Raw genomic sequence first — 25,027 nt, forward strand, 5'->3', positions numbered from 1 at the left:
AACGCTCCTTGAAACTGCTTTGGTACTGTTGCCAACTGCTGCACAGGCATATTCTTAGCTTGAACTTGCGCCTGATATACACCATTAGCCACTTGGATATTAGAGGCTGTAATAGTCCCACCCGCAACATTTACCCGCGCCTGACCACTGGCTTGAATAGTTTGCAGTTTAAAAGAATCAACAGAACCCGCGACGTTGAACTGACCATTTAACGCTCCTTGAAACTGCTTTGGTACTGTTGCCAACTGCTGCACAGGCATATTCTTAGCTTGAACTTGCGCCTGATATACACCATTAGCCACTTGAATATTTTTAGCTGTAACCGTTCCACCGCCAATAGCAAGGCTACCTTCACCACTGCCACGCAGGGTTTTCAGGCTGAAATTATCTCTGTTGCCTGCTATTTGGAACGTACCCGCCAATGGATTATTTAAAGCTGGGGGAGACTGTTTCAATATTTGTCCCAACCGCACACCATTAGCTACAAGTTGAGCAGAAAAGCTTTGGTCTTGCAGTTGGACATTAGAAACTGCAACTGTGCCGCCACCAATTTGAACTCCTGCACCATCAGTGCGAATCGTAGCAATTTCAAATGGTGCTGTGCTTCCTGAAAGGATGAGACGACCATTGAACTGTGCCCCAGCCAAAGAGACATTTTGCAGTTGACTTTTGTCTACAAAGGGTTCCAATTTTACCCCAGAGGCAATAGCCACAGCTTGCCAACGCTGATTGGCGTAACTACCAGTTGCCCGTACCGTACCACCATTTACATTAAGAGCCACATTGCGGAAGGAGACAGTGCGATTTGGAGCGATCGCGACTTCGCCAGTTCCGGGGTAAGTTCCATTAGGAGCTTGAAACTGTACCACAGTTTGGACATTGGTAGGAGCGCCGATTAATTGGGCTGTAGCTGAGACATTGCCAATTTGAAAAGTGGGTGTTGTTTCGTAAACTTTTGCGATCGCATCCCCTGGAACATTCTTGGCGGCGAAATTTAAATCCAGTTGGGGGGTTTTGCCAAGTTGAATTGTGCCAGCACCCGTGATTTCACCACCAACTTTAGCTTTACCTTGAATATCTTTTAGGGTAATTAAAGAGGAACTAGTAACAAGCTCAAACTTACTACTGATGCTATCAAAATCAACTTTATCAATCCGGGCAGTTTGGATTGTGGCAACTGAACCTGAGAGAATTGGCTCTTGAGTTGATCCAGTAATCTGCAAAGAAGCTTGTACTTGTCCAGCGATCGCCACAGGTAGTTTTACCTTTAGAGTCTCCTGGGCATTAGCCAAACTCACCGCATTTACACGCGCCGCCAACTTAAAACCTGCTTGAGTGTCGATGATTCCCGTAGCCACTAGGGGAATTTTGCCGTAGTTGGTATTAACATTATTTAACTGCAACTCCGTTCCCTGAAAGCGGAGGTTTCCTTGAGTATTGCTCAACAGTTGCGGGACTTTGGGTATTTGAAGTGTTACCCCTTGCACAGTAGCGCTGCCAAACAATAAAGTCCGCTGTCCTGGTGTCAACCGAACTAACAAGTCGCCATTGGCTCGACCCGCTTGTAAGCTTAGTGGTAACTTAATCAACCGAGTAATATCCTCAGCCAGGAAGCCTTGTGCTCGCAACTGGAAGTTGCCTGCTAGCACCTTGGAACGTGTCTCTCCCTGAATGGAAATACTGGCACCACTGTCTGCTTGACCTTCGACATCAAACCTGATCAACTGATTGTTTGCTAAAAGTTGAGCAGAACCGTTGAGTTGAGAAAATCCCACGGGTAATTGCTGAGTTTTGTTAGCGGATAGCTGTTGTTTAGCCCGTGCTGAGTTAGAAGTTGGGTATTCTCCTTTGCCCCCCTGCCCCTCTGCTCCCCTGCCCCCCTGCCCCCCTGCTCCCCTGTTCTGCGGCATCAACGCCAGCTTGGCATTGCGAAACCGTAGTTTGTCCAAATCGGTTTTAATAGCGCCGCCTTCACCTGACGACACGATGTTAGTGGAAACCCAGCGCCCTTGGTCATCCTGTTGAATGTAAATATCTGGATTGACTAAGGTGACATCTAGCTTTAAGTGGCGATTAAAAATTAGTTGTAACAGGTCAAAACCTACCTCTACAACTTCGACTGTGGCCCGATCTGGATCTATGGGTGTCGCTGGGATAGCTGAAGCCCCAAACTCCACTCCTGTCAACGAAAATTGTGTGACTCTTCCCAGTTTTACTGGACGGTTGAGTGTAGTCGTGAGAGTTTGTTGTGCCAACGGCGTTAACTCTGTTTGGACAAAAGTCCACAACCGCCAAATACCAACAACAATTCCTAACAGTAAAAGTCCGCCCAAGGCAATGCTACCGCGACTCAACACCAGCAACCATAGACGCTTGCGGATAGGGGACGGGAAGTGAATATCTTGATTGGGAGATTTAGTCATTTGCTTTTACTGTATTAACTGCCGGATATCGCTGGCACACACAAGCATTAACTGGCACATTGATTCAGTATGCCATTTCCAGAATACGCCAACTAAACCCAAGACCTGATTGTTGAGTTACGGTATTTCCTTGATCCAATACTTATGCTTATAATATTGGCGTTTTCAGGAAAATCTGAATAGAGTGAAAATAAATTGTTCCTGTGACTTTCGCTGAGGCACAACCTAGAACTTTAATATTAATAGACCTTAAAAAAGACAGATGATTACACCAATGCGTCTTTTTGTGTTAATTTTTAATGCTCGAACGGAAAATGAGGGGATTCACACGATTCGGGAGGGCGATCGCAATAAAATTCTGATGTTTGAGTCAGAAGACGACGCCACGCGCTTTGCCTTGATGCTGGAAGCTCAGGATTTCCCCTCACCTACACCAGAGCCAATCGATGCTGAGGAAATTAAGGAATTTTGCGAAAGTGCTGGATATGAATGGGAAATCATCCCAGAAAACAGCAATTTAGTTGTCACTCCCCCGGAACTGAATGTGGAAGAAACTGACTGGCAAGCAGATGCCCAGAAGGAGGATACTGTTGAAGACACCTTCCCCCTTAATGAACAGCCACTAGAAGAACCAGAATTATCTGATTCTGAACTAGAGAAGATGCGTCGTAAATTGGAAGGATTGTTGTAATTAATCATTAGTCATTAGCAACTGACTAATGACTAATGACTAAGGATAAAGGACAAATGACAGAGGACAAATGACAAACTTGCAGGAACGCGGGCATCTTTTAACCGAGCTGGTAAATCCTAACAGTCTGAACTTAGACCAGCTCAGTTCTCTGGAATTGGTGGAGCTGTTTAATAGCGAAGACCAAAAAGCAGTCGCGGCGGTGGCGGCGGCGAAAGTTCAGTTGGCACAGGCTATTGATAGCACCGCAGAGCGTTTGCGCCACGGCGGACGCCTATTTTATATCGGTGCCGGCACAAGTGGCAGGTTAGGGGTGTTAGACGCTGCTGAGTGTCCACCTACTTTTTGTACGCCCCCAGAGTTAGTACAGGGGATTATTGCTGGTGGTGCAGGTGCGCTGGTACGCAGTTCAGAGGATTTAGAAGACAGCATCGAAGATGGTGAGGCGGCGATCACTGGGCGACACATTACCCAGCTAGATGTAGTAGTTGGTATTACCGCTGGTGGTACAACGCCATTTGTCCACGGTGCGCTTTATGCTGCTCGAGCGCGGGGAGCCACTACTATTTTTATCGCCTGTGTACCAGCTGAGCAAGTTAGCTTTGATGCCGATATTGACATTCGCCTATTGACAGGGCCAGAAATAATCGCTGGTTCAACTCGCCTGAAAGCTGGTACAGCCACTAAGTTAGCTTTAAATATCCTTTCCACTGGGGTGATGGTCAAGTTGGATAAGGTTTACGGCAATCGGATGGTAGATGTGGCGGTAACAAATCAAAAGTTACGCGATCGCGCTTTGCGAATTTTGCAAGACCTCACAGGTTTAAGTCGGGAAGCTGCTAGTTTTTTACTAGAACGTAGTGGCAAGTGGGTTAAGCTAGCGCTATTAATGCACTGGACTGGTTTGGAAAAAGACGAGGGCGATCGGCTTCTTTCAGAACACCAAAGTAATCTCAGGGCTGCTGTTGTGACCTACAAAAACGACAAGCAGCCCTGAGAATTTCTTTATGACCGATTCTGCCAGTTGCGTAAGTCCTGTATTATTTACCTGCAAAGCTTGGAGTGCTGAGAGTTGGTTAATGATTTGGTGTAGAATGTTTTCTACAGATTGTCAGCAACTTGTGTCTGTTGGAGGACGTGATACAGACCTTGAACTACTAACTCTGTTGATTTAGGACTGCTATAGAGTCTACTATCACAGGGAATCACATCGAACGAGCTAGACCACAAACATTGAAAGAACGGGACGTTTCAGTTTGAGTTTATCTCTATTATTAAGGGGTTGATTAACAGTAATACAGAGAATTTCAACAATTCACTTATGGTGACAGATCATTGATATTTTTGGAAATGCCATTGCCTTAATTACTAGGTAGATTATTTGGATCTATACCTAAAGAACGTAAATACTGCGCTAATTGTTCAGCCCGCGATCGCTCTTGTTGTGCCTGTTCTGCGTCTGTCAAATAGCGGTTTCCTTGCTCATCATACCAACATAAAAACTCCTGTTGTATCCCGGCAATTACAGCTTGGTGTCGCCCAATACCTAACCCCACCTCTGACATCAAATAGGGTTCACCTATTTGTAGTTGGTAGTTTCCATCTATCAACTTATACACTTCAAAGGGTTGATGTTGGTCGCGTCGCCAAAACTCAGGGTTATAAATTACGTAGTATAATACACCGATTTTTCGGTATATATCTAGCTTTTCGTCATATTCACCTCCTGGGGTGTGGGATACCATTTCTAATGTGAATTATTGGAACTATCCCATTTTCTTCCCAAACCGCGTAACTTTTGCGTGATTTGCCACCCTTTTTCCGTTCTACTCCCACACTTAAAAAAGCATCTGGCACTACAGGGACTCTAGGATTTACTCCTGTGGAGTGATATACTCCCATATTTACTCGAAGTACCAATCCATGCGATTTGCCCAAATAGAGTTGAGTAAGAAGAGTAAAATGTTGAGCAAAAAATTTTGGTCTTCGTTATTTACTGGCGTATCGTCTGAACAGGGAAGTTCATCAGTAGTTGGTAACGCATTTTTGAGATCAGGTGAGAGCATAACTGTTGTCTCGCTGGCGTTTGATACCTTATTATAAGTAAGTGACGAAAAGTTTAGCGTTTGGGTGCAGGTTCGCCAAACTTAATCAAAAGTGCGATCGCAATACTAACAAGCAAAATTAACGTCATACTCAAGGCTGAACCAAATCCCCAATTTTGCGTTGCTCCAAGAAACTGGTTATAAACTAACCGCGCCGCCGTCATACTAGAAGCACCACCAAGTAATTCTGGATCGACAAAATCCCCCAAGCCTGTGATGAATACAAGCATAGAAGCAGCCGCAATTCCAGGCAAAATTTGCGGTACGGTTACTTGATAAAATGTTTCCACCGGATTTGCACCTAAATCAGCCGCTGCTTCTAACAACCGCTTGTCTAGCTTTTCGAGAGAAGCATATAAAATCAAAACCATATACGGTAACAAGCTGTAACTCATGCCAATAAATACAGCTTGACTTTGGTTAAGTAATTCCAAAGTAGGCAAGCCTAAATTGCTGAGTAAACTGTTCAATAAACCAGTAGGACGAAGAATTGTAATCCAAGCATAGGAGCGAAGTAACGAGGAAGTCCACAAAGGTAATATAAAGCCTAATAGCAGCAAATTTCGCCAACGCTGTGGCGCTATCTGAGCAATCCAATAGGCAACAGGGAAGCCCAAAATTAAACAAATTATTGTAGTACCAAACGCAAAAAATAGCGATCGCCCAATTACTTGCACATAAAGCGGATCAAATATTCGGATATAGTTTTTGAATCCGTTGGGATTGACCAAATCTCCTGGACGGATGTCTGCAACCAAACTTAACTCGAAAATTATCAAAGTTGGTAGCACCAACAAAAGTAATAACCAAATCCCAGATGGTGCAAGTAATACCAAAGGTTGGAGCCAGTTTCCTCGCAGGCGATGCAATTCTTCTATTTTATAAATCTCGTTTTTTTCAAAATTCATCACTTATAACTCTGTCAATTTGAGATTTTGAGTCGCACCTTTGGTGCGCTTACAGCGCAACTTGGATTTTGGTGAAGCAGCGCGTTCTTCTCCCAAAGGGAGAGGCTAGCGCCAAGGGGGTCTCCACGCCACTTGCTTCACTTGGGGAGACCCCAAGACCGCAGTGGCTCCCCATGAGCGACTGCTGTCAGCGCAGCGGTAGCGTTAGCGACGTAGGAGCGTCGGAACGAGCGTCCGTAGGAGCGTCACCCGAAGGGATTGAATTAAAAATCTCAAATCAATCCAAACTTTATTTAGCTGCTAGTTAATTGAGTCCAATAGCGATCATAAACCTCTTCAAATTCTCCTACAGGGGTAACACGTTCACAATTTGCTAAAAAAGATTCTGATGGAAATAAATTAGCATTGTTTTGGATTGTTTTTGGCAATTGCTCAAATCCAGCACTATTAGGCGTAGAAATACTCAGACGTTGACTGATTTTGGCCGCTAATTCTGGTTGCAGAATCATGTTAATCCAAGCATAAGCTCCAGCTAAATTGGGGGCTGCTTTGGGAATAACAATAGTGTCTGTCCATAATGAAGAACCGCTGCGAGGAATTACATATTTTAGTTTAGGATTTTCTTTAGAAATTTTCACTGCATCTGCTGAATAGCACATTGCCAATAGTAAATCTCCTGCTAGAATTTGATTTTGCCAAGCGTCGGTGTCAAAACGTGCGATCGCAGGTTTTAGCACCTTCAACTTTTCATAAGCTTGTTTGATTTGTTGTTCATTTTTTGAGTTGTAAGAATAACCTAGCATCCGTAACGTCGCACCCATAACTTCTCGAACATCATTGAGCAAGGTCATTTGTTGATTAAGTTGCTTTTGGTTTTGCCAAAGGTAATCCCAGTCTTGTGGTGCATCTTTGATTTTTTCGGAATTGTAAAGGAAACCTGTTGTTCCCCAGTTAAAAGGGATACTATATCGGTTATTGGGGTCATAACTAGGATTTTGAAACCGGGGAAATAAATTCTCTAAACCGATTAAGCTATCGTGATCTATTTCTGTTAACAAACCTTTCTTTACCATCTTCTGCACCATGTAATCAGATGGATAGATGATGCTGTAAGTTCCACCGCCTCCAGCTTGCAACTTAGCCAGCATGACATCATTGGAATCATACACATCCGCTAGCACTTTCATGCCAGTTTGGGTGCTAAAAGTTTTCAGTAATTGGTTGTCAGTATATTGCGTCCAGGTAAAGATATAAAGTTGGTCACGTTGACCAGAAGTATTAGAATTAGCACGGACTTCACCCAGCCTCCAGCCACAACTAGCTAAAGATAAGCTAGAAAGCGCTGCCACCCCTTTTAAAAATTGCCGTCTGTTAGTCATTAAGTTAGAAGTCATTCATCGACAACTTCTAGATTACGGTATACCTCATAGCCCCTGGTGTGATTTTCTGGGGTAAATGTATCATTCTTCACACTTACCAAACGCACCCTTTCCTTCTCCTATGGTCGCCCCACTAGGCGAATGTGCGCTCTGCGAACGGGTAAGATGTGGGGCTTCTGTCGGAGTTAGCTAAAGACTTTATTTTACTTTCGAACTTGGTTAATCTATGATGGTTGTCCTCCCTCAAGGAGATCCCTGGATGAAAGGAGTTTTTCATCATATGGATATCAGTGGGACAACAAACCAGAGGTTTTTGCAGATGAAATTATGCAGATTTTGACTATATGGCTTAAACTAGTAGGTTTATGATCATATTTCTTATAGCTTCAATCAATAGGCTGTTATGCTCTTCCCAAAAAAGCCAAACAAGTTTGTAGAGAATTGCGGCACAAAGTAGTTAAATATGTTGTTAAACATTTGTAAACTGTTAGCAGCCGAGTAGCCGCGTGTCACATCTTGTTAAGGAATTATTATGAGACAACTTGTTATCGTTGAACGCGTATGCCTCATTGGTCATATCGTGTCAAAAGCCTTTGGACTGGCAGGGATGCTGCTGGTCGTACCTAATGCCGAAATAATTTTAAACTTATCGCAGGTTGGCGAAACTGCCATACAGTTAAGTATGGCAGGCGGCGGTGTAGTTGATATCATCTTGGGGACAATAGCTGTCTCTATTTATGCCTACCGGACGTTAGGATTAGGAACTTGGCTAGCATTTTTGCTACCGGCTATGTTTATCTCTTTGGGAAGTGAACTACTGGGAACCAGTACAGGTTTTCCATTTGGTGATTATAGCTACTTGAGTGGCTTGGGTTATAAGATTGGGGGGCTAGTTCCTTTCACAATTCCTTTATCTTGGTTCTATGTTGGGCTGTCGTCTTATTTAATTGCCAGAGCTGGTTTGAAAGTGGCTCAAAAACCCAGTTGGGGACGCCATATTACTGCTATAGCCGTTGGTGCTTTGCTCTTTACTTGCTGGGATTTTGCCCTTGAGCCAGCTATGAGTCAATCTTCTTTGCCCTTCTGGTATTGGGAACAACCAGGAGCTTTCTTTGGGACACCTTACCAGAACTATGCAGGTTGGTTTGGCACTAGCGCCCTGTTTATGAGTGTGGCAGGATTGTTGTGGAGAAATACATCGATTAAATTAGAGCGATCGCAACTCAATCTCCCCTTAGTCGTTTATTTAACTAACTTTGCCTTCGCCGCCGGACTAAGTTTGGCTGCTGGGTTCTCCATCCCTGTATTGCTCGGCTTATTGCTTGGTGTGGCTCCCGCCGTGGCGCTGTGGTTAAGGAGTTCAACCACACCCACTCCAGTTGCAGTCGAATCAGCAAGCAAGGAAGTATCAGTAGCAAAGGTTGAAGTTGCCTTGAAATAGCCTAGAGATTGGGGAGTGGGGAGTGGGGACAAAGGGAATAACCCATGCCCAATGCCCAATGACGCCACTTGACGCCAGTCCGCTCAAGTCGCCAGACCATGCACGGCAGTTCCTCCTGGGGGAAACCGCCTACAGCCCTACGGGCATCCTACGGCAGGCGCTAGCCTCTCACGAATGGGAGAAGACCGGACTGCCTTACCATACGGCTGGCTTCTCCACTTAGGGAGACCCCAGACGCTCGTTCGCCTTTGGCGTCTCCCCTTCTCCCAAAGGGAGAGGCTAACGCCAAGGGAGAAGACAGCAGTGGCTCCCCCATGCCCATTTATTTTGTATAGTCGCAATTTCAAATTGTTAAGTATTTTGACAACAGTAGACAACGCTTTGATAGTAGAAAGCGCCATCTCCCTTTTATTGCTACTTATTCAAGTACCAGCAACGGCGATTCTGTTTTCGCGCCTGCTAAAGGGGCCAAGACGCCTTCCCCCAATAGAACCGCAACAGCCGACGCCGGAGCTTTTGGGTAGGGTTAGTGTCGTTGTTCCCACGCTGAACGAGGCGCTTCGCATTAGCCCTCTGTTGGCTGGTTTAAGTCAACAAAGCTACGAAGTTCGGGAAATTATTGTTGTAGACAGCAAGTCTAGTGATGGCACTCCCGACTTGGTAAAAGCGACACAGCAGAAAGATCCGCGCTTTCGGGTGATCACAGATGACCCCTTACCCTCTGGTTGGGTGGGGCGTCCTTGGGCGTTACATAACGGTTTTCTATATAGCTCTAAGGCTAGTCAGTGGTTTCTGGGGCTGGATGCTGATATCCAACCGCATCCTGGTTTGGTTGCTGGTTTGGTGAAGACGGCCGAAGCACAAGGCTATGATCTGGTTTCCCTTTCACCCCAGTTTATCCTCAAATATCCAGGAGAGTGCTGGCTACAACCGGCTTTGTTGATGACCTTGCTTTACCGATTTGACCCCGCTGGGATCAATACAGAGCAGCCTGAACGGGTGATGGCAAATGGGCAGTGTTTTTTGTGTCGTCGCTCGGTTTTAGCTGCTGTGGGTGGCTATAGCAGTGCAAGTGCTTCTTTTTGTGATGATGTCACTTTGGCACGAAAGATTGCTGCTCAAGGGTATAAAGTGGGGTTTTTAGATGGTGCAAAAATGCTAAAGGTACGGATGTATGAAGGGGCGATGGAGACGTGGAAGGAATGGGGGCGGAGTCTCGATCTTAAAGATGCAACTTCTCCTTCGCAGTTGTGGGGAGATTTATGGCTACTCACATCTGTTCAGGGTTTACCCCTTTTAATTGTCCTCACTTTTTTGTTGATTTCTCCCCCACTTGCATACTTGCTACAAACGCGATTAATCGCGTCTCCTCCACTCCTTCTGGTGGGACTGAATTTATTCTTGGTGGTGATTCGCTTTGCTATGCTAATTGCGATCGCACCTTCCTACGATCGCAAAAGCGCCAAAGGTAGCTGGTTATTCTGGCTTTCCCCTTTGGCTGATCCCTTAGCTGTGCTGCGAATCTTCTTATCTGCGTTCCATACTCCGCGCGAGTGGCGAGGACGCAAATACAGTGCTGAGTTATGAGTTATGAATTATGAATTTTCAACTCCTAACTCCTCACTCCTCTTCACCTCCTACTTGATCCCCGCGTTCCAGTTCCCAAAGAATTTGATTTCCTTCACGACGTACCCGTGACACTATCCAGTTTCGCCAGCGCCATTGATCTCCCCGACTGGTAACAGCGCTGGCGTGGACATCCATCAAGTCTGCTAATTCAGAACTGGTGATTAAGTAGCCTTTTTCAGAGATTTCGTCAGCGATACGCAGAGTTTCGACCAAGCTGCGGAGTTGCGAAACCCTCATTTCTGGCGGTTTCTCTTCGGTTGCGGCCGCAATTGGCCCAGTTGATGGTTCCATAAGAGTTATTTCTGGTGCAGAAGTACTGACTTGTTGTCTACTTTGGTTAATTACTCTAGAGTTTTTCTCAGAATCAGCTACTTTTGCTACATTTAGTTCATTTGTAGAAGGTAAAGATTTATAAAAATTTGTCGGAGTTAATTGTTGTAGCGAAGGGATTTTGCCACTAGCATAGGTGCGAGCGATCACATCACAACGTTCGTTACCTATGTTACCAGAATGTCCCCTGACGTATTGCCATTTTACCTGTTGGGTATTGAGTTGATCGAGAGTTTCCAAAAGGTCTTGGTTTTGGACGGGTTTACCATCTGACTTTTTCCAGCCTTTATTTTTCCAGCCTTTCACCCACTTGGTAACGCAGTTAATCAGGTATTCGCTATCGGTATGAAGGGTGATGGCTTGGGCTTGTTGAGATGTTTGGAGGAATTGTAGGGCTGCGATCGCAGCTTGCATTTCCATTTTATTATTAGTGGTATGAGGGGATGCATCGCCCATTTCGTGGATTGAGCCATCGTTAAAGTAGACAACTACTCCCCAACCGCCAGGGCCAGGGTTCCCGGTGCAAGCACCATCGGTGTATATGCTTTGGATTGTGGGTTGGGTGGACATGGTTTAGGATATCGAACTGCAAAAAAGAGGCAGCGCGTTGCTTTGGTTCCCAAAGTTGTAGCGACTGCGGGTTTTTAGGGCGAAAAGGAGACGCCGAACCAGGTATTAAGAGGATTTGTTTAGGGCTGAGACGTTTACATGACATTGCCTCGACTTGAAAATTGATTCATTCACATTCCCTAACTTATGTTTTCAGTTAACGACCGCATTCTCAAATCTAATTTGTCATCCAGTCAATCTCCACCCTCCACACTTATTAATATTTGTCAAGTCTCAACCTCTGCTTTTTCAAAACCCTGATCATTAAAGTATTTTATAATTGTTAATAAAGTTCCCAGTAATGCATAGCTGATCAAAGAGCAGTTGATATTGGTTAAGGTGCGTCTCGTTTTTGTCCGGTCATTCATCCCAGGCTGCCCGAAGTGACAGACGTGCGCTTCTGCCCAATTAAGCTAAGATATTCTGATTATATGAATGTATTTGTGTTGGATAGGCTTTCCCTAGAGTTAAAGTGGTGCTTTGAAGTTATTTATTAATATGTATATCCTGAATAGGGACTTTGAGTTATGAAGGTTAGTTTGCAGCCTGCCTTGAATGATGGTAATTTGGACGCGAATCAACTGAATAGTCAACGTCAGTTGGGAATTTCGATTTCGGCGATCGCGGAAAATCAAGACCGCAATGTGCCACTGAATTTATGCTTAATTCTCGATCATAGTGGTTCCATGAATGGGCGATCGCTAGAAACGGTCAAAAAAGCAGCAAATCGTCTGGTAGATAGACTCAATCCTGGCGATCGCCTCAGTATTGTAGTTTTCGATCACCGTGCTAAAGTCTTAGTACCTAGTCAAAGTGTCGAAGATCCAGAGAAAATCAAACAGCAAATTAATCGCTTATCTGCCGATGGTGGAACTGCGATTGATGAAGGATTGCGCTTGGGGATTGAGGAGTTGGCGAAGGGAAAAAAAGATACTGTTTCCCAAGCTTTCCTATTAACTGACGGGGAAAATGAACACGGTGATAACAATCGCTGTTTGAAATTCGCCCAATTGGCTGCTAGCTATAATTTGACTTTGAACACTTTGGGATTTGGTGACAACTGGAACCAGGATGTTTTAGAAAAAATTGCTGATGCTGGTTTGGGGACTTTATCTTATATTCAAAAACCCGAACAGGCAGTGGATGAGTTTAATCGCCTGTTCAGCCGCATTCAAACAGTGGGATTGACTAATGCTTACCTGCTATTCTCCCTGATGCCCAATGTCCGGCTAGCAGAACTAAAACCTGTTGCCCAAGTTTCCCCAGACACAATTGAGTTACCACTGGAACAAGAAACTGATGGACGTTTCGCTGTACGGTTGGGAGATTTAATGAAAGATGCAGAACGGATGATTTTAGCTAATATTTATTTGGGACAATTGCCAACAGGTGAACAAGCGATCGCTAATGTGCAAGTCCGCTATGATGATCCAGCCGCCAACAAAGTAGGTTTATTAACACCAAATATCCCAGTTTATGCCCATGTAGTCAAAAATTACCAAGCAGACCCGAATCCCCAGGTGCAACAATCTATTTTAGCATTAGCTAAGTATCGCCAAACCCAGCTAGCAGAGACGAAATTGCAACAAGGCGATCGCACTGGTGCCGCGACGATGCTACAAACGGCTGCTAAAACCGCCCTACAAATGGGAGATACTGGTGCAGCGACGGTGTTACAAACTTCTGCCACCCAGCTACAATCTGGTGGAGATTTATCCGAAAGTGATCGCAAGAAAACCAGGATGGTCTCCAAAACAGTTTTGCAAGATACCCCTTTGCAATGAAAGTTAAATTGCTATCGGCGTTAAATGACAATAATGTTGATGTGGCTCAAACAAGTAGCCAACGTCAACTGGCAATGACAATTTTTGCGATCGCTGGTGAGTTTGACCAAAATCTGCCCCTTAACCTCTGCTTGATTTTGGATAGAAGTGGTTCTATGCATGGACAACCAATTAAAACGGTGATCCAGGCGGTGGAAAGATTAATAGATCGGTTGAAAGTAGGCGATCGCATCTCAGTTGTGGCTTTTTCTGGTTCTGCGGAAGTCATTATCCCCAACCAAGAGATCCAAGACCCCGAAAGCATCAAATCTCAAATAAAAAGCAAACTCAGTGCTAGCGGCGGTACAGTCATCGCTGAGGGTTTGGAACTGGGAATTACAGAACTGATGAAAGGCACAAGAGGCGCTGTTTCCCAGGCGTTTCTGCTGACGGATGGGCATGGTGAAAACGGTTTGCGAATTTGGAAATGGGATATTGGGCGAGATGACAACAAGCGCTGTCTTCAACTGGCGCAAAAGGCTGCCAAGTTGAACCTAACTATCAACACTTTCGGATTTGGCAATAACTGGAATCAGGATTTACTGGAAAAAATTGCCGATGTCGGTGGTGGGACTCTAGCCCATATTGAACGTCCTGAACAAGCCGTGGATCAGTTTAGCCGACTGTTTGGACGGATTCAGTCGATTGGGCTAACTAATGCCTACTTGCTGTTATCTCTAGTGCCCAATGTCCGATTAGCAGAATTGAAACCTATTGCCCAAGTTGCCCCAGACACTATCGAGTTACCAATAGAATTAGAAGCTGATGGTAGCTTTGCTGTGCGTTTGGGAGATTTGATGCAGGATGTAGAACGGGTAGTTTTGGCAAACATTTATCTGGGACAATTGCCAGAAGGTAAACAAGCGATCGCTCATCTGCAAATCCGTTATGATGACCCGTTAGTTAATGAACAAGGCTTACTTTCGCCCCTTGTGCCAGTGTATGCAGATGTGGTGCGGGCGTATCAATCGGCATCCAATCCCCAGGTACAACAGTCTATTTTAGCATTAGCGAAGTATCGCCAAACCCAGTTAGCCGAGGCGAAATTGCAACAAGGCGATCGCACTGGTGCAGCCACGATGCTGCAAACAGCCGCCAAAACTGCTTTACAAATAGGAGATAAAGGTGCAGCGACAGTGTTGCAAACTTCTGCCACCCGCCTGCAAGCTGGGGAAGAACTTTCGGAAGCAGACCTCAAGAAAACTAGGATTGTATCAAAGACAGTTTTACAGGAATAGTAATCCAGCGTTACTGATTAACGGTATGAAAGTTTCACGCCTTGGCAAGGCAGGCGCTAACAGCGGGTTTCCCGACTTGAAGCGACTGCTGCGTAAAGCGAGAAAAAATATTTTATTCCTCAATTGAGCAACAAAGTAGTCGCATATTCCTAAATATTGATTAACAATTACAGAAGAGTTTGACTTATGCTGATCCAGAAGATTGTCCAAGAATTGCAAGACATCCTTGAAGACAAATTAGCAGAACTTTATGACCTAATCCACTACTTTCGGCTAGGTTTAAGTCAAGAACGTACACAACCCCGCACCCCTGGTTTATTAAAAGGACAACTTGGCGATGCTTTCTTAGAACCACTACCAGAAGATGAACTCCAGCAATGGGAATGAGCTACCTCATCGACACCCATATCTTACTGTGGTGGCTCTTTGACGATCCAAAACTCCACATGTTCTTCACGATTAGGGTAGGTAGCTAATAACTCAATCACCCGATGAACAGTAAGGCGAAGATTACGAATAGAAGGTTGTCCATTCATCCGATTGGGATTGCTGGTGATGCGATCTAATTTCATGGCAGTAACTCTAGCTCCTTACGAAAATTATCGTTTTTCTTACACCCACCAACAAGGAAACTTAGCAGAATAATGCTAAAAACTAAAAGTTTCAGAGAAAGGTAAATAAATTTCTGACTATAATTACGAATCGGTTTTAACTTTCACAAATGTAGCAGGTGTTTCAAGTCTTCCAATAAAACATCCTCTTAGCAAAATTAGACTGCTTATGTTGATGAGAGACGATTTGTACTCCAAGCAAAATTTTCTAGCAGGGAACAGGAAATAAGGCTTCTGCCACTAAAATAGAAAAATCATTCACGAGCGTTGTATTTATGGGTAATGAAGTTGAATTACTTGAATACTGGCGAGAACTCACACCCCAAAAGCAACAAAAAGTTTTGGAGTTTGTTGAACTACTTAAATCGGAGTCAGAAACAACACTTCCCGAATCTGATTTTGTGCCACAAACACCCTTAGCCAAAAAATTATGGTCGATCCGACAACGAGCGATCGCTGCTGGATTGCAACTTCTCAACGAAGAAGAAATTGAACTTGAACTTGCTGCACGTCGCGGTGGATTCCGTGAGTCTTAAGAAGACTTACATAGACTCTGGTGTACTTATCAGCGCTTTCTGTGGCATTCAGTCAGTCAGCATCAGAGCGAATCAAATTCTTAACGATGAAAATCGGGAGTTTGCCTCAAGTAGCTTCGTTCAGTTAGAAGTTTTGCCTAAAGCAACTTTTAACAAGCAACAAGACGAAGCAGAATTTTACGAAACATTTTTTAGTGCTGTCATCCACTGGGCAACTGACTTAGAGCAAATTATGCAGAATGCTTCTCAAATTGCCTGTACTTACGGTTTAGCTGCGATGGATGCACTTCATGTGGCGGCTGCTTTGCAAATTAAAGCTGATCAACTGATCACCACTGAAAAGCCAAGTAAACCAATGCATCGAGTAACAGAAATCCAGATTATTTCAATATAAAGCGATCGCTCACAACCAAAAGCTCCGGCAAACAAGCCAATTTAGTAAGTCGAATGCCATTTTGCTTGCGGAAAACACTAAAACTTGATGAACTCAGCGAAGTCTCGTCACGAAGAGGGGAGTAGGGAGTGGGGAGTAGAGAGTAGGGAAGACAGCATTGGTCGTGGCTCTGAAACCCCGACCAATGCAATCGTCTTTCATTCGGGGCTTGTATCCCACGCTCTTGTTGGGGCTATTTTTTCCCAACTCCCTACTTCCTACTCCCTACTCCCGCCCCAACGGGGCTTGGTCAAACCCAGTTAGCCGAGGCGAAATTGCAACAAGGCGATGTCTTACGACAAGCCGCTACGCGTCTACGCACTAGTGCAGCATTTAATTAATATAATTACCCTTTATACTGCTAATTCCATCATTACGAGGCTGCACAAGCTCTTGGCAATCGCCTCTGGAGTCAGAACAAAATCTACTTTCCCAGTGTCAATAGCAGCTGAAGGCATATCAAAGTACTCCGAAGTAGTTTCATCTTGAGCAATTGTCGTGCCGCCATACTTTTTCATTGCTATCACTCCTAAAGCACCATCTCTGCCGCATCCACTTAAGACAACAGCAATCCCCCGAATTCCGTAATTAAGTCCTACCGACATGAATAGTTTATCCACTGAGGGACGAACAAAGTTCATCTTTGGCGACTCTAATAGAGACAGACTACCGTTAGCATCGACTACTAAGTGCCGATCTTGAAGATAAGTGTAAACTGTCCCCGGACGCATTATTTGCCCTGGATTTGCCTGCTCTACGGACAACGCTGTATAGCGTCCGAGGATATGTGCTAAACGACTAGGGTAGAGAGGATTCATGTGCTGAACTACAATAATCGCCGCTGGGAAATCTGCTGGTAAAGCCGACAAAATTTCGATGATTGACTTTTGCCCACCCGCAGAAGCTCCGATCGCCACTATATTGTAAGCAATATTAGAGCCTCAATGCCTCTATTCTTCAGAAGGCGGGGCTAATTAACTATAGTCGCGGGCAAATAACTATCCTTGACCGCTTAGGTCTAGAAAATATCACCTGCGAGTGTTACCAAGTCGTCAATGCGGAGTTTAAGCGTTTGTTTAACGGTAAGTAGGTCGGCGTAAATATTTATCCTTGGATGAAGCAGGAGGTAAAAGGGTTTGAGTCTATTTAATTTTTCTTAACTATAGTTTTGTTTTTTCACACCGTTCTACTTAATTAAGATTATTGGCTCCATCTTTGGGACTTCCAACAAATAAATTATCTAATCTTGTGGGGTGGGCCGGACAGCCCGCCTTTAGCTATGGGTTTGAGAAAGCAATATCTCTTTTTGCTTGCTAAATCTACTGAAATCAGAAAGCAAACTGGGGTTTGAGAAAGCAATATCTCTTTTTGCTTGCTAAATCTACTGAAATCAGAAAGCAAACTGGGGTTTGAGAAAGCAATATCTCTTTTTGCTTGCTAAATCTACTGAAATCAGAAAGCAAACTGGGGTTTGAGAAAGCAATCAAGCATTTTGAGAAAGCAATATGCCTTTTTGCTGATTGAATATGAAGTTTTGAGAAAGTAATATACCTTTTTGGGAAACTCCTGGCGCAGTTCTTCTCGATTAGGGTAGGCAGCTAATAACTCAATCACCCGACGAACGGTAAGGCGAAGATTACGAATAAAGGGTTGTCCATTCATGCAATTAGGCGCAGGTTGCTTGGTGTGTAAATAGTGCGTTATAAGCTAAGTACAGCCGCCGCGACAGCGAATACTATTAGATTCGCGGTAAAGGAGCTAAGTTGGATAAATTTGGAAAATTATTGTGGTGGGGTTGGTTGATCTTTTGCCTGGGATGGACAGTAACTCAAATGAATGGAGGTAGGGAAACTCTTTGGTTGCAAATTGCTAACAAATGTCCAAATTGTGACTTGAGCGATGCCAAGCTGAGTAGCGCCTATCTGGTCAATGCTGATTTAAGCGGTGCCAATCTGAGTGGTGCTAACCTGAGTAGTGCCTCTCTAACCAATGCTAATCTGAGCCGTACCAACTTGAGTGATGCCAACCTGAGCGGTGCCAGCTTGAGCTACCTCCCGTTCTTCGGTAAAAGTGCAAACCTCAGCGGTGCTTACCTCATCCGTACCAACTTGAGCGGTGCAAACCTGAGCGGTGTCAACTTCAGCAGTGCCCGACTGAACAATGCCCGACTGGGCGGTGCAACATTAGATGCTAATTTAGAGGGTGCTGATCTAAGTGGTGCCGACCTGCGAGGTGCTTACCAGGGTGGTGCTAACCTCAAGGGTGCTAACCTCAAGGGTGCCGACCTGCGCGGTGCCAACCTGCACGATGCCAACCTGAGCGGTGCAAACCTGAGCGGTGCAAACCTGAGCGGTGCAAACTTGACGCATACATACATACAGGGAGCAATTGGACTTAAGAAATAATCACGGCACGATAAGGTGAAGATTACGAATAAAGGATTGTCTATTCATGTGATTAGGATTGCTGGTGATGCGATCTAATTTCATGGAAGTAACCCTAGCTCTTTGCAAAAATTATGGTCGTATATTGCTTTATGCCATTGCTTATTTTTGTTTCTTACTTGCGTCCAATTTTATAAACAAATTTTTGATTAACATTATTTAGGCATTATAACGGTTACCGCATGGGTAAGATACAAAAATAAATAATTAACTACAAATCAACGCTCCACTATGCATATTATAATCTTCTTTGTCAAGTTTAACTTTGCTTTAAAGGTGGGTAAACTTCCGCTACAGTGTACTAGTAAAATTCTGCTAAAAGTGCTAAAGGTAAATGATTGGGAGCTTGAGAAGTATACATGAAAACCACTGGTATTCATCATGTAGCAATTATTTGTTCTGATTACGTTCGCTCAAAAAAATTTTATGTAGAAGTTTTAGGCTTTTCGATTATTCAAGAGACTTTTCGTGCCGAAAGAAATTCTTATAAATTAGATTTAAAAGTTGCAGAAAATACTCAAATAGAACTATTCTCTTTCCCAAATCCTCCAGAACGAGTCAGTAATCCAGAAGCTTGTGGTTTAAGACATCTTGCTTTTGAAGTTGATGATATAAAGCAAACTGTTGATTACTTGAAATCTCATAATGTTGAAGTAGAAAATATTAGAGTTGATGAGATTACAGCTAAAAAATTTACTTTCTTTAAAGATCCAGATAATTTGCCATTGGAAATTTATGAGGGTTAGAGGTTTCAGAGATATCTTGCGTAAGTCCTACCCTTTACACAGATATAGTAGTCCTAAATCATTTGTGAGAAACTATTAATGACAAATCACAAATGACAAATAATAAAAGACAGGCTGAATTAGATATAGTTAACGGGAGTATAGCGAAATATATGGAGAAAGATTACATTTTGTAATTTTTTATAAAATTAATTATTAACTTTATTGATTTTAGCCGAAAATAGATTATAAATAAAAAAATAATCTAAATAAATAGAAAATAGTCGTAATCCACTAAATGAATTGTCTAAGAGGATGTTTCAAAAATCGCAAAGTATACTATAAACTCCTCTCTTGAAAAGTTTTGCATAAGAATTAAGTATGACAAAAGTTAAAGATATTATTAATAAGTGCGATACTGGTTTGAGCAAGAGTCTCAATTTGCAGATTATTGCTGTAATCAACACAATTGTTCCGAATTTACTTGTCAATTTTGACGATCTAGACGTAGATGTGTCAGGTGATCAGATTAACCCATATCTGCAACCTGCTGCTAAAGAGTCACTACGTTTGGCGATTAAAGAACGTGGAAAACAACTCGTTGTTAACTCAGCTTATCGAACGGTTGCCCAGCAGTATCTTATACGTAAACAGTATGAGAGGAATCTGTGTGGAATTACTGCTGCTGCCTATCCTGGTTCTAGTAATCATGAAGGCGGTTTAGCATTGGATGTAGAACATGCTGATGATTGGCAACAGTTTTTTGAACGGCACAATTGGTTTAGGCTTGGTCGAGACTTTGACTTTCCTCACTATGACTACAAATTTCCGGCTGCTACTCGTAGAGATTTAGGCAAAATTGGCATCATAGCTTTTCAGAAATTGTGGAATCAGTTTAATCCCAAAGATCAGATTCTTGAAGATGGTGATTATGGGCCTCAGACTGAAGCACGACTGGCAAATTCACCTGCTGAGGGCTTTAGAGCTATTCCTGTTAGGACATTAGGATTAACAAACCCACCTATGCAGGGCGATGATGTCAAAAAAGTGCAAGCAGCATTGCTAAATGCTAAAATAGCGAAAATAGATATTAAAGTCACTGGAATTTTTGATGTTGCTACTGACAATGCAGTTAAGCAGTTCCAAGAAGCAACAAAGCGTTTAAGTGTAGATGGTAGGGTTGGAGAAACGACGTTGAAAGCCCTGGGATTATAGCTGAGTATTTGGTTGTGCTTGGATAATATTTTTTATGCAACTACTGACAAAATTTGGACAAAAAAGTTGATAACAGCTTTGATAATTTATTTTTAAGCTTCCTCAACTTGTCCCATTGGAATCATTATTTAGTATGAGTATCATTTCCTTGAAGCATCTAATTATAGGTGCAAGTATTAGTTTACTTTCCCTATTGTCCAGCTTGAGCGTCCAAGCCCAACAACAGTCACAAACTATTGAGCTAAAAGTTCATAGCGAAAGCGATCGCAAACAAAGCTGTCCAGACAAAGTTATAGTCACTGAAAAAGCTCGTCCTTATCAAGAAGGTGGTTTTGTCACAGATGGCTCTGTTGACCTGAGTGCATACGCAAGTAATATCTCTGTCAATGGTAGTAATAGATTTAGCGTTACATGGGTTGGTAAGTTAAAGCCAAAATATGCCAAATGCTTCGCATCTGCTGGAATAACAAAGGTTGATGGCAAAGATTACTCTGGAAACACCAATTATTTACGGACGCATTTTTTCAAAGGTAAGGTTTACTTCATCCTGGATTTGGCTGGTGGGCACGACGCTAATGACTATCCTCTGATCGTTCTTAAGAAGAGTTTAAATAATGGCAATCCAGCGTGGAGTTGGGGTGGAACTGATTAGAGTTACGAGTTAGTATACCAGGGATTCAACGCCGATTTAAGTGATATTAAGTCTGGATAATCATATCATGTCTGCTTGATTAGTTATGATTCTAGACATCTATCTAGTCTTTTGAGCTTTCCACTTTCCACTGTAAACATAAAACGGGTTGTTTTCACTGACAGAAGGCCAACATTCAGAACAGACAAAAATCCACTTGTTACCCTCTTGATATTTCACCCTATACAAAATCGGTGCAGGTTGACTGCACCGATGGCTGCGCCGACGCTGCGCGTACGCACAATTTAACTCTAATTGCACCTGGCATTTCCCTCACGCCAATGCGGAAGCTTGGGGTTTGGCAAAAATCATTCTTCCTGCGCTGGTTTGCAAAGCACTAGTGACTACCACCCGCAATTCACCACCTACATAACTACTACCTTCTTCAACGACTACCATTGTACCGTCATCTAGGTAGCCAATACCTTGACTGGGTTCTTTGCCTTCCTTGAGAATTTTCAAATCCAGATTGTCGCCAGGTAAATAACTAGGACGGACGGCGTTCACTAAATCATTCACATTCAAAACAGGTACTTTCTGGACGCTGGCGACTTTAGACAAGTTGTAGTCGTTGGTTAGCAATGTACCGCTAATTTCTTGGGCGAAGCGGACTAACTTCGCATCCACTGTGGGAATATCTTCGTAGTCAACTGCATTAATCAGGATGCGATCGGGGTAATCTTCCTTAATGCGGTTGAGAATTTCTAGTCCTCGTCTTCCCCGCACCCGCTTTTGGTCTTTACTAGCATCCGCTACTTGTTGAAGTTCTTGCAAGACAAACTGCGGTACAATAATTTGTCCTTCCAAAAACCCTGTTTCTAGTAACGCTTCAATGCGACCATCGATAATGCAGCTGGTGTCTAAAACTTTGGTATTGGCGGGTTTTAGCGTTCCTTCCACTACCATCGATTCGACGGTGTTGGGATTAATGAACCGCAATAAGCCTCGTCCGTGGGTATCTGCCAAATTCATCCCAGTGACGGAGAGGATAATACTGCCGACAACTGCCACCAGTGGCTTAATAAATCCAAAATCCGCCGGTATAGGTAGTAAAAATAGTGGGGCTAGCATGAGATTAGCTAATAATAGCCCAATCACTAAGCCAATGGCACGAGTTAAGATCACTTCCAGAGGCATTTCTTTGACTTGTGATTCTAGGCGACGATATGTCGTCTGGAAACTCAGCCCGATCGCACCACCAATAATAGCGGCAAAGACGGCAACAACTAAGCGTAAAGCTTCAAGATTTGTTACCTGATCTAGTGTGCCATTGGGTAGTAGTTCAATGCTGTAGAACCCTATTCCCGACGCTGCTAGGATAAATGAGAAAATAATAATGGCGTCAAGCATGGTTGTCTTGTTTTCCTGCAACTGTGTTAACCGAGAAACTTAAGTATTTTTTATTTCATCGGTAAGATAAACTAATCAATATTGACTTACACTAAGGGTTTAGTAGGGCAATATCTGCAATTATTATAACCAAAGCTTTTTATCTTAATATTTTTCATTGTTTCGTTGTAAAACGACAAAAACTTGTAAAAAAATCAGTTATTTTCATTGTCTTTAATTCGCAGTTGGGTTAACTTAAAACTTTTCTCAAAATGAGTCAAAAATTTAGTATTTCTGGAATTGCGAGTTCTGCTTATGTGCATATTCCCTTTTGCAGACGGCGGTGCTTTTATTGTGATTTCCCGGTATCTGTTCTGGGCGATCGCTTGCGGGGCGAAACATCTGGTACTATTTCCCAATATGTTGAGGTGCTATGTCAAGAAATTGCCATTACACCAGCATTGGGTCAACCCCTGAAGACAATTTTCTTTGGTGGTGGTACCCCTTCGCTGCTATCAATAGAGCAGTTACAACGGATAGTAACAGAGCTAGAGAAGCGTTTTGGTATTGCATCTGGGGCAGAAATTTCTATGGAAATAGACCCAGCCACCTTTGATTTAGCACATATAGCAGGCTATCGGAATGTGGGCGTGAACCGAGTAAGTCTAGGTGTACAAGCTTTTCAATCAGAATTATTGCAAAGGGCGGGGCGATCGCACTCAGTTGAAGATATTTTTGCAGCTGTGGAACTAATCCACCAAGTTGAGGTTCCCGAATTTAGTTTAGACTTAATTTCCGGGTTGCCGCATCAGTCTTTGGATCAATGGCAGGATTCCCTAACAAAAGCGGTGGCGCTTTTACCCACTCACATTTCCATCTATGATCTTACCATCGAACCAGGTACAGCCTTTGGTCGTTACTACAAACCTGGTGATACTCCTCTGCCCACAGATGAAGCCACAGTCAAAATGTACCAGATGGGGCAGCAGATTTTGACTAGTTCAGGTTATGAGCATTATGAAATTTCCAATTATGCCCAACCTGGTCATCAGTGTCGGCATAATCGAGTGTATTGGGAAAACCGCCCTTACTACGGCTTTGGGATGGGTGCGGCGAGTTATGTTGAGGGGAAGCGCTTCACTCGTCCGCGCAAGACTAGGGAGTATTACCAGTGGGTGCAAGCTGGCGGTGTGATTGATTGTGATCTGACTCCCCCAAAGGAAGTATTGTTAGAGACGTTAATGTTGGGGTTGCGTTTGGCGGAGGGTTTGAGTTTGGGGGCGTTGGCACAGACGTTTGGGGAAGAGAAGGTAGAAGAGATTTGCAAGTGTTTGCGATCATATTTTGAGAAAGGTTGGGTGGAAGTTGCAGACGGAAGGTTGCGTTTGATTGATCCCCAAGGATTTTTGTTTTCTAATGTGGTGTTGGCACACTTGTTTGAGAAGTTGGGGTGAGGAACTCCTTATGCAGAAAAATCAAGTTAGAAAAGCTGTGATTCCGGTAGCTGGTTTTGGCACTCGTTTGTTTCCAGCTACTAAAGTTGTGAAAAAAGAACTTTTCCCGATTATTGATCGAGATGGGAGGGCAAAACCTGTCATTCTTGCAATTATTGAAGAAGCAATCAGTGCTGGAATTGCAGAAGTAGCGATCGTGGTGCAGCCAGATGACAAAGAAATATTTGAAGATTTCTTGAAAAACCCACCCAAAAAAGAACTTTTAGATAAACTTTCACCGCAAAATCAAGAATATAGCCGATATCTCGAAGATTTAGGTAGCAGAATTACCATTTTATTGCAAGAGGAGCAATTAGGCTATGGACATGCGGTATTTTGTGCTAAGGATTGGGTGCAAGATGAGCCGTTTTTGCTCATGCTGGGCGACCACATTTACGCATCTGACACTGAAAAATCTTGTGCTAGTCAAGTTTTAGATGTTTACAAACAAGCTAATCAAAGCGTTGTGGGTTTAACTACAATGCCAGCAGAAATTATTCATAAAGCTGGATGTGTAACAGGAGTTTGGCAAGATATAAACTCGATTCTGGAAGTTACACAACTCTATGAAAAGCCTACTATTGAGTATGCACAACAGCATTTGCGTGTAGAGGAAATGTCAGAAAATGAGTTTTTATGTATATTTGGCTTATATTTACTAACGCCGAAAATTTTTGACTTTCTAGCAGAACACATCAACAAAAATTTCCGAGAACGAGGCGAATTTCAGTTAACATCCTGTCTTGAAGGATTGCGTCAGAAAGAGGGAATGACAGGATATGTTGTTAAAGGCAAGTGTTTTGATACAGGATTGCCAGATGCCTATCGTCAGACAATGATTGATTTTAGAAAATTATAGATTAATTTCAGTTCAATTAGTTTGTCTGGGAGGATCTCACTTTTTAAGGTGGCTCAAGCAGACAGTAAGGACTTGAGGGACATTGAAACTACACCGTTTTGTTTGCCCTGGTGAC

At 43.3% G+C, this 25,027-nt stretch carries 24 protein-coding genes and 1 pseudogene; 16 read left to right on the forward strand and 9 right to left on the reverse strand.

The window, feature by feature from the left end; all coding sequences use genetic code 11:
* Positions 1-2,423 (reverse strand): DUF3971 domain-containing protein (locus V7K40_RS08350; RefSeq protein WP_334958506.1); only part of this gene is annotated, 2,423 nt, incomplete at its 3' end.
* 262 nt (positions 2,424-2,685) lie between these two features.
* Between V7K40_RS08350 and V7K40_RS08355 the strand changes: the two genes are divergently transcribed.
* From V7K40_RS08355 to V7K40_RS08365, 3 genes are all read left to right on the forward strand, one after another.
* On the forward strand, positions 2,686-3,114 hold the full coding sequence (locus V7K40_RS08355) for a DUF3110 domain-containing protein (RefSeq protein WP_334723735.1): 429 nt from the start codon (positions 2,686-2,688) through the stop codon (positions 3,112-3,114).
* 70 nt (positions 3,115-3,184) lie between these two features.
* Positions 3,185-4,111, forward strand: a complete 927-nt coding sequence (gene murQ, locus V7K40_RS08360) for an N-acetylmuramic acid 6-phosphate etherase (RefSeq protein ID WP_334958509.1) — start codon at positions 3,185-3,187, stop codon at positions 4,109-4,111.
* 10 nt (positions 4,112-4,121) lie between these two features.
* Complete coding sequence (locus V7K40_RS08365) at positions 4,122-4,289, forward strand: hypothetical protein (protein WP_334958511.1); 168 nt, start codon at positions 4,122-4,124, stop codon at positions 4,287-4,289.
* A 186-nt stretch (positions 4,290-4,475) separates the two neighbouring features.
* Here V7K40_RS08365 and V7K40_RS08370 read toward each other — a convergent pair.
* The 3 genes and pseudogenes from V7K40_RS08370 to V7K40_RS08380 form a co-directional block, all read right to left on the reverse strand.
* Positions 4,476-5,180 (reverse strand): annotated as a pseudogene (locus tag V7K40_RS08370) (Uma2 family endonuclease).
* Between the two features lie 53 nt (positions 5,181-5,233).
* Positions 5,234-6,127 (reverse strand): ABC transporter permease, encoded by an 894-nt coding sequence (locus V7K40_RS08375; RefSeq protein ID WP_334958513.1) that lies wholly within the window; start codon positions 6,125-6,127, stop codon positions 5,234-5,236.
* Between the two features lie 293 nt (positions 6,128-6,420).
* Complete coding sequence (locus tag V7K40_RS08380) at positions 6,421-7,506, reverse strand: spermidine/putrescine ABC transporter substrate-binding protein (RefSeq protein ID WP_334958598.1); 1,086 nt, start codon at positions 7,504-7,506, stop codon at positions 6,421-6,423.
* A 532-nt stretch (positions 7,507-8,038) separates the two neighbouring features.
* Between V7K40_RS08380 and cruF the strand changes: the two genes are divergently transcribed.
* Together cruF and cruG are read left to right on the forward strand one after the other, a co-directional pair.
* Positions 8,039-8,947, forward strand: a complete 909-nt coding sequence (cruF, locus tag V7K40_RS08385) for a gamma-carotene 1'-hydroxylase CruF (RefSeq protein ID WP_334958516.1) — start codon at positions 8,039-8,041, stop codon at positions 8,945-8,947.
* A gap of 381 nt (positions 8,948-9,328) precedes the next feature.
* On the forward strand, positions 9,329-10,534 hold the full coding sequence (gene cruG, locus V7K40_RS08390) for a 2'-O-glycosyltransferase CruG (protein WP_334958600.1): 1,206 nt from the start codon (positions 9,329-9,331) through the stop codon (positions 10,532-10,534).
* 33 nt (positions 10,535-10,567) lie between these two features.
* Here the strand turns inward: cruG and rnhA are convergent, their stop codons facing one another.
* Positions 10,568-11,476 (reverse strand): ribonuclease HI, encoded by a 909-nt coding sequence (gene rnhA / locus V7K40_RS08395; RefSeq protein ID WP_334958518.1) that lies wholly within the window; start codon positions 11,474-11,476, stop codon positions 10,568-10,570.
* Positions 11,477-12,042: 566 nt separating this feature from the next.
* On the opposite strand from rnhA, the gene V7K40_RS08400 reads away from it, so the two are divergent.
* The 3 genes from V7K40_RS08400 (at position 12,043) to V7K40_RS08410 (ending at position 14,963) form a co-directional block, all read left to right on the forward strand.
* A complete protein-coding gene (locus V7K40_RS08400; RefSeq protein ID WP_334958520.1) occupies positions 12,043-13,299 on the forward strand; it encodes a VWA domain-containing protein in 1,257 nt (418 codons plus the stop codon).
* A complete protein-coding gene (locus V7K40_RS08405; RefSeq protein WP_334958522.1) occupies positions 13,296-14,576 on the forward strand; it encodes a VWA domain-containing protein in 1,281 nt (426 codons plus the stop codon). Before V7K40_RS08400 ends, V7K40_RS08405 begins: the two co-directional genes overlap by 4 nt.
* Before the next feature lie 186 nt (positions 14,577-14,762).
* On the forward strand, positions 14,763-14,963 hold the full coding sequence (locus tag V7K40_RS08410; RefSeq protein ID WP_334958524.1) for a hypothetical protein: 201 nt from the start codon (positions 14,763-14,765) through the stop codon (positions 14,961-14,963).
* A 23-nt stretch (positions 14,964-14,986) separates the two neighbouring features.
* On the opposite strand, the gene V7K40_RS08415 is transcribed toward V7K40_RS08410, so the two are convergent.
* Positions 14,987-15,148, reverse strand: coding sequence for a DUF433 domain-containing protein (locus V7K40_RS08415; protein WP_334958526.1), 162 nt, complete (start codon positions 15,146-15,148; stop codon positions 14,987-14,989).
* A 314-nt stretch (positions 15,149-15,462) separates the two neighbouring features.
* On the opposite strand from V7K40_RS08415, the gene V7K40_RS08420 reads away from it, so the two are divergent.
* Together V7K40_RS08420 and V7K40_RS08425 are read left to right on the forward strand one after the other, a co-directional pair.
* Positions 15,463-15,723, forward strand: a complete 261-nt coding sequence (locus V7K40_RS08420; protein ID WP_334958528.1) for a hypothetical protein — start codon at positions 15,463-15,465, stop codon at positions 15,721-15,723.
* Positions 15,713-16,117 carry a PIN domain-containing protein gene (locus V7K40_RS08425; RefSeq protein ID WP_334958530.1) on the forward strand — a complete coding sequence of 135 codons (405 nt, stop codon included), beginning with the start codon at positions 15,713-15,715 and terminating at the stop codon, positions 16,115-16,117. The genes V7K40_RS08420 and V7K40_RS08425 overlap by 11 nt, the downstream gene beginning before the upstream one ends.
* Positions 16,118-16,509: 392 nt before the next feature.
* On the opposite strand, the gene V7K40_RS08430 is transcribed toward V7K40_RS08425, so the two are convergent.
* Complete coding sequence (locus tag V7K40_RS08430; protein WP_334958532.1) at positions 16,510-17,073, reverse strand: chemotaxis protein CheB; 564 nt, start codon at positions 17,071-17,073, stop codon at positions 16,510-16,512.
* Between the two features lie 535 nt (positions 17,074-17,608).
* On the reverse strand, positions 17,609-17,818 hold the full coding sequence (locus V7K40_RS08435; protein ID WP_334958535.1) for a DUF433 domain-containing protein: 210 nt from the start codon (positions 17,816-17,818) through the stop codon (positions 17,609-17,611).
* A 170-nt stretch (positions 17,819-17,988) separates the two neighbouring features.
* Here V7K40_RS08435 and V7K40_RS08440 point away from each other — a divergent pair, with 170 nt between their 5' ends.
* The 4 genes from V7K40_RS08440 to V7K40_RS08455 all read left to right on the forward strand — a co-directional run bounded on the left by V7K40_RS08440 (position 17,989) and on the right by V7K40_RS08455 (position 21,192).
* A complete protein-coding gene (locus V7K40_RS08440; RefSeq protein WP_334958537.1) occupies positions 17,989-18,561 on the forward strand; it encodes a pentapeptide repeat-containing protein in 573 nt (190 codons plus the stop codon).
* 398 nt (positions 18,562-18,959) lie between these two features.
* Positions 18,960-19,346, forward strand: a complete 387-nt coding sequence (locus V7K40_RS08445; protein WP_334958539.1) for a VOC family protein — start codon at positions 18,960-18,962, stop codon at positions 19,344-19,346.
* A gap of 360 nt (positions 19,347-19,706) precedes the next feature.
* Positions 19,707-20,540: a peptidoglycan-binding protein gene (locus V7K40_RS08450; protein WP_334958542.1), complete on the forward strand. Its 834-nt coding sequence runs from the start codon at positions 19,707-19,709 to the stop codon at positions 20,538-20,540.
* Between the two features lie 133 nt (positions 20,541-20,673).
* Positions 20,674-21,192, forward strand: coding sequence for a hypothetical protein (locus tag V7K40_RS08455; RefSeq protein ID WP_334958543.1), 519 nt, complete (start codon positions 20,674-20,676; stop codon positions 21,190-21,192).
* Between the two features lie 312 nt (positions 21,193-21,504).
* On the opposite strand, the gene V7K40_RS08460 is transcribed toward V7K40_RS08455, so the two are convergent.
* A complete protein-coding gene (locus tag V7K40_RS08460; protein ID WP_334958545.1) occupies positions 21,505-22,581 on the reverse strand; it encodes a PIN/TRAM domain-containing protein in 1,077 nt (358 codons plus the stop codon).
* Between the two features lie 251 nt (positions 22,582-22,832).
* On the opposite strand from V7K40_RS08460, the gene hemW reads away from it, so the two are divergent.
* Both hemW and V7K40_RS08470 read left to right on the forward strand, forming a co-directional pair.
* Positions 22,833-24,014: a radical SAM family heme chaperone HemW gene (gene hemW, locus V7K40_RS08465; protein WP_334958547.1), complete on the forward strand. Its 1,182-nt coding sequence runs from the start codon at positions 22,833-22,835 to the stop codon at positions 24,012-24,014.
* A gap of 10 nt (positions 24,015-24,024) precedes the next feature.
* A complete protein-coding gene (locus V7K40_RS08470) occupies positions 24,025-24,912 on the forward strand; it encodes a UTP--glucose-1-phosphate uridylyltransferase (RefSeq protein ID WP_334958549.1) in 888 nt (295 codons plus the stop codon).
* The last annotated feature ends 115 nt before the right edge of the window (positions 24,913-25,027 follow it).

Source organism: Nostoc sp. (assembly GCF_036917195.1).
Taxonomy (GTDB): Bacteria; Cyanobacteriota; Cyanobacteriia; order Cyanobacteriales; family Nostocaceae; genus Nostoc.

Coding starts and splice junctions, on each gene's coding strand:
- V7K40_RS08355 (WP_334723735.1), top strand. CDS start 2,686: ATGATTACACCAATGCGTCTTTTTGTGTTAATTTTTAATGCTCGAACG.
- murQ (WP_334958509.1), top strand. CDS start 3,185: ATGACAAACTTGCAGGAACGCGGGCATCTTTTAACCGAGCTGGTAAAT.
- V7K40_RS08365 (WP_334958511.1), top strand. CDS start 4,122: ATGACCGATTCTGCCAGTTGCGTAAGTCCTGTATTATTTACCTGCAAA.
- V7K40_RS08375 (WP_334958513.1), bottom strand. CDS start 6,127: ATGAATTTTGAAAAAAACGAGATTTATAAAATAGAAGAATTGCATCGC.
- V7K40_RS08380 (WP_334958598.1), bottom strand. CDS start 7,506: ATGACTAACAGACGGCAATTTTTAAAAGGGGTGGCAGCGCTTTCTAGC.
- cruF (WP_334958516.1), top strand. CDS start 8,039: ATGAGACAACTTGTTATCGTTGAACGCGTATGCCTCATTGGTCATATC.
- rnhA (WP_334958518.1), bottom strand. CDS start 11,476: ATGTCCACCCAACCCACAATCCAAAGCATATACACCGATGGTGCTTGC.
- V7K40_RS08400 (WP_334958520.1), top strand. CDS start 12,043: ATGAAGGTTAGTTTGCAGCCTGCCTTGAATGATGGTAATTTGGACGCG.
- V7K40_RS08405 (WP_334958522.1), top strand. CDS start 13,296: ATGAAAGTTAAATTGCTATCGGCGTTAAATGACAATAATGTTGATGTG.
- V7K40_RS08410 (WP_334958524.1), top strand. CDS start 14,763: ATGCTGATCCAGAAGATTGTCCAAGAATTGCAAGACATCCTTGAAGAC.
- V7K40_RS08415 (WP_334958526.1), bottom strand. CDS start 15,148: ATGAAATTAGATCGCATCACCAGCAATCCCAATCGGATGAATGGACAA.
- V7K40_RS08420 (WP_334958528.1), top strand. CDS start 15,463: ATGGGTAATGAAGTTGAATTACTTGAATACTGGCGAGAACTCACACCC.
- V7K40_RS08435 (WP_334958535.1), bottom strand. CDS start 17,818: ATGAATGGACAACCCTTTATTCGTAATCTTCGCCTTACCGTTCGTCGG.
- V7K40_RS08440 (WP_334958537.1), top strand. CDS start 17,989: ATGAATGGAGGTAGGGAAACTCTTTGGTTGCAAATTGCTAACAAATGT.
- V7K40_RS08445 (WP_334958539.1), top strand. CDS start 18,960: ATGAAAACCACTGGTATTCATCATGTAGCAATTATTTGTTCTGATTAC.
- V7K40_RS08450 (WP_334958542.1), top strand. CDS start 19,707: ATGACAAAAGTTAAAGATATTATTAATAAGTGCGATACTGGTTTGAGC.
- V7K40_RS08455 (WP_334958543.1), top strand. CDS start 20,674: ATGAGTATCATTTCCTTGAAGCATCTAATTATAGGTGCAAGTATTAGT.
- V7K40_RS08460 (WP_334958545.1), bottom strand. CDS start 22,581: ATGCTTGACGCCATTATTATTTTCTCATTTATCCTAGCAGCGTCGGGA.
- hemW (WP_334958547.1), top strand. CDS start 22,833: ATGAGTCAAAAATTTAGTATTTCTGGAATTGCGAGTTCTGCTTATGTG.
- V7K40_RS08470 (WP_334958549.1), top strand. CDS start 24,025: ATGCAGAAAAATCAAGTTAGAAAAGCTGTGATTCCGGTAGCTGGTTTT.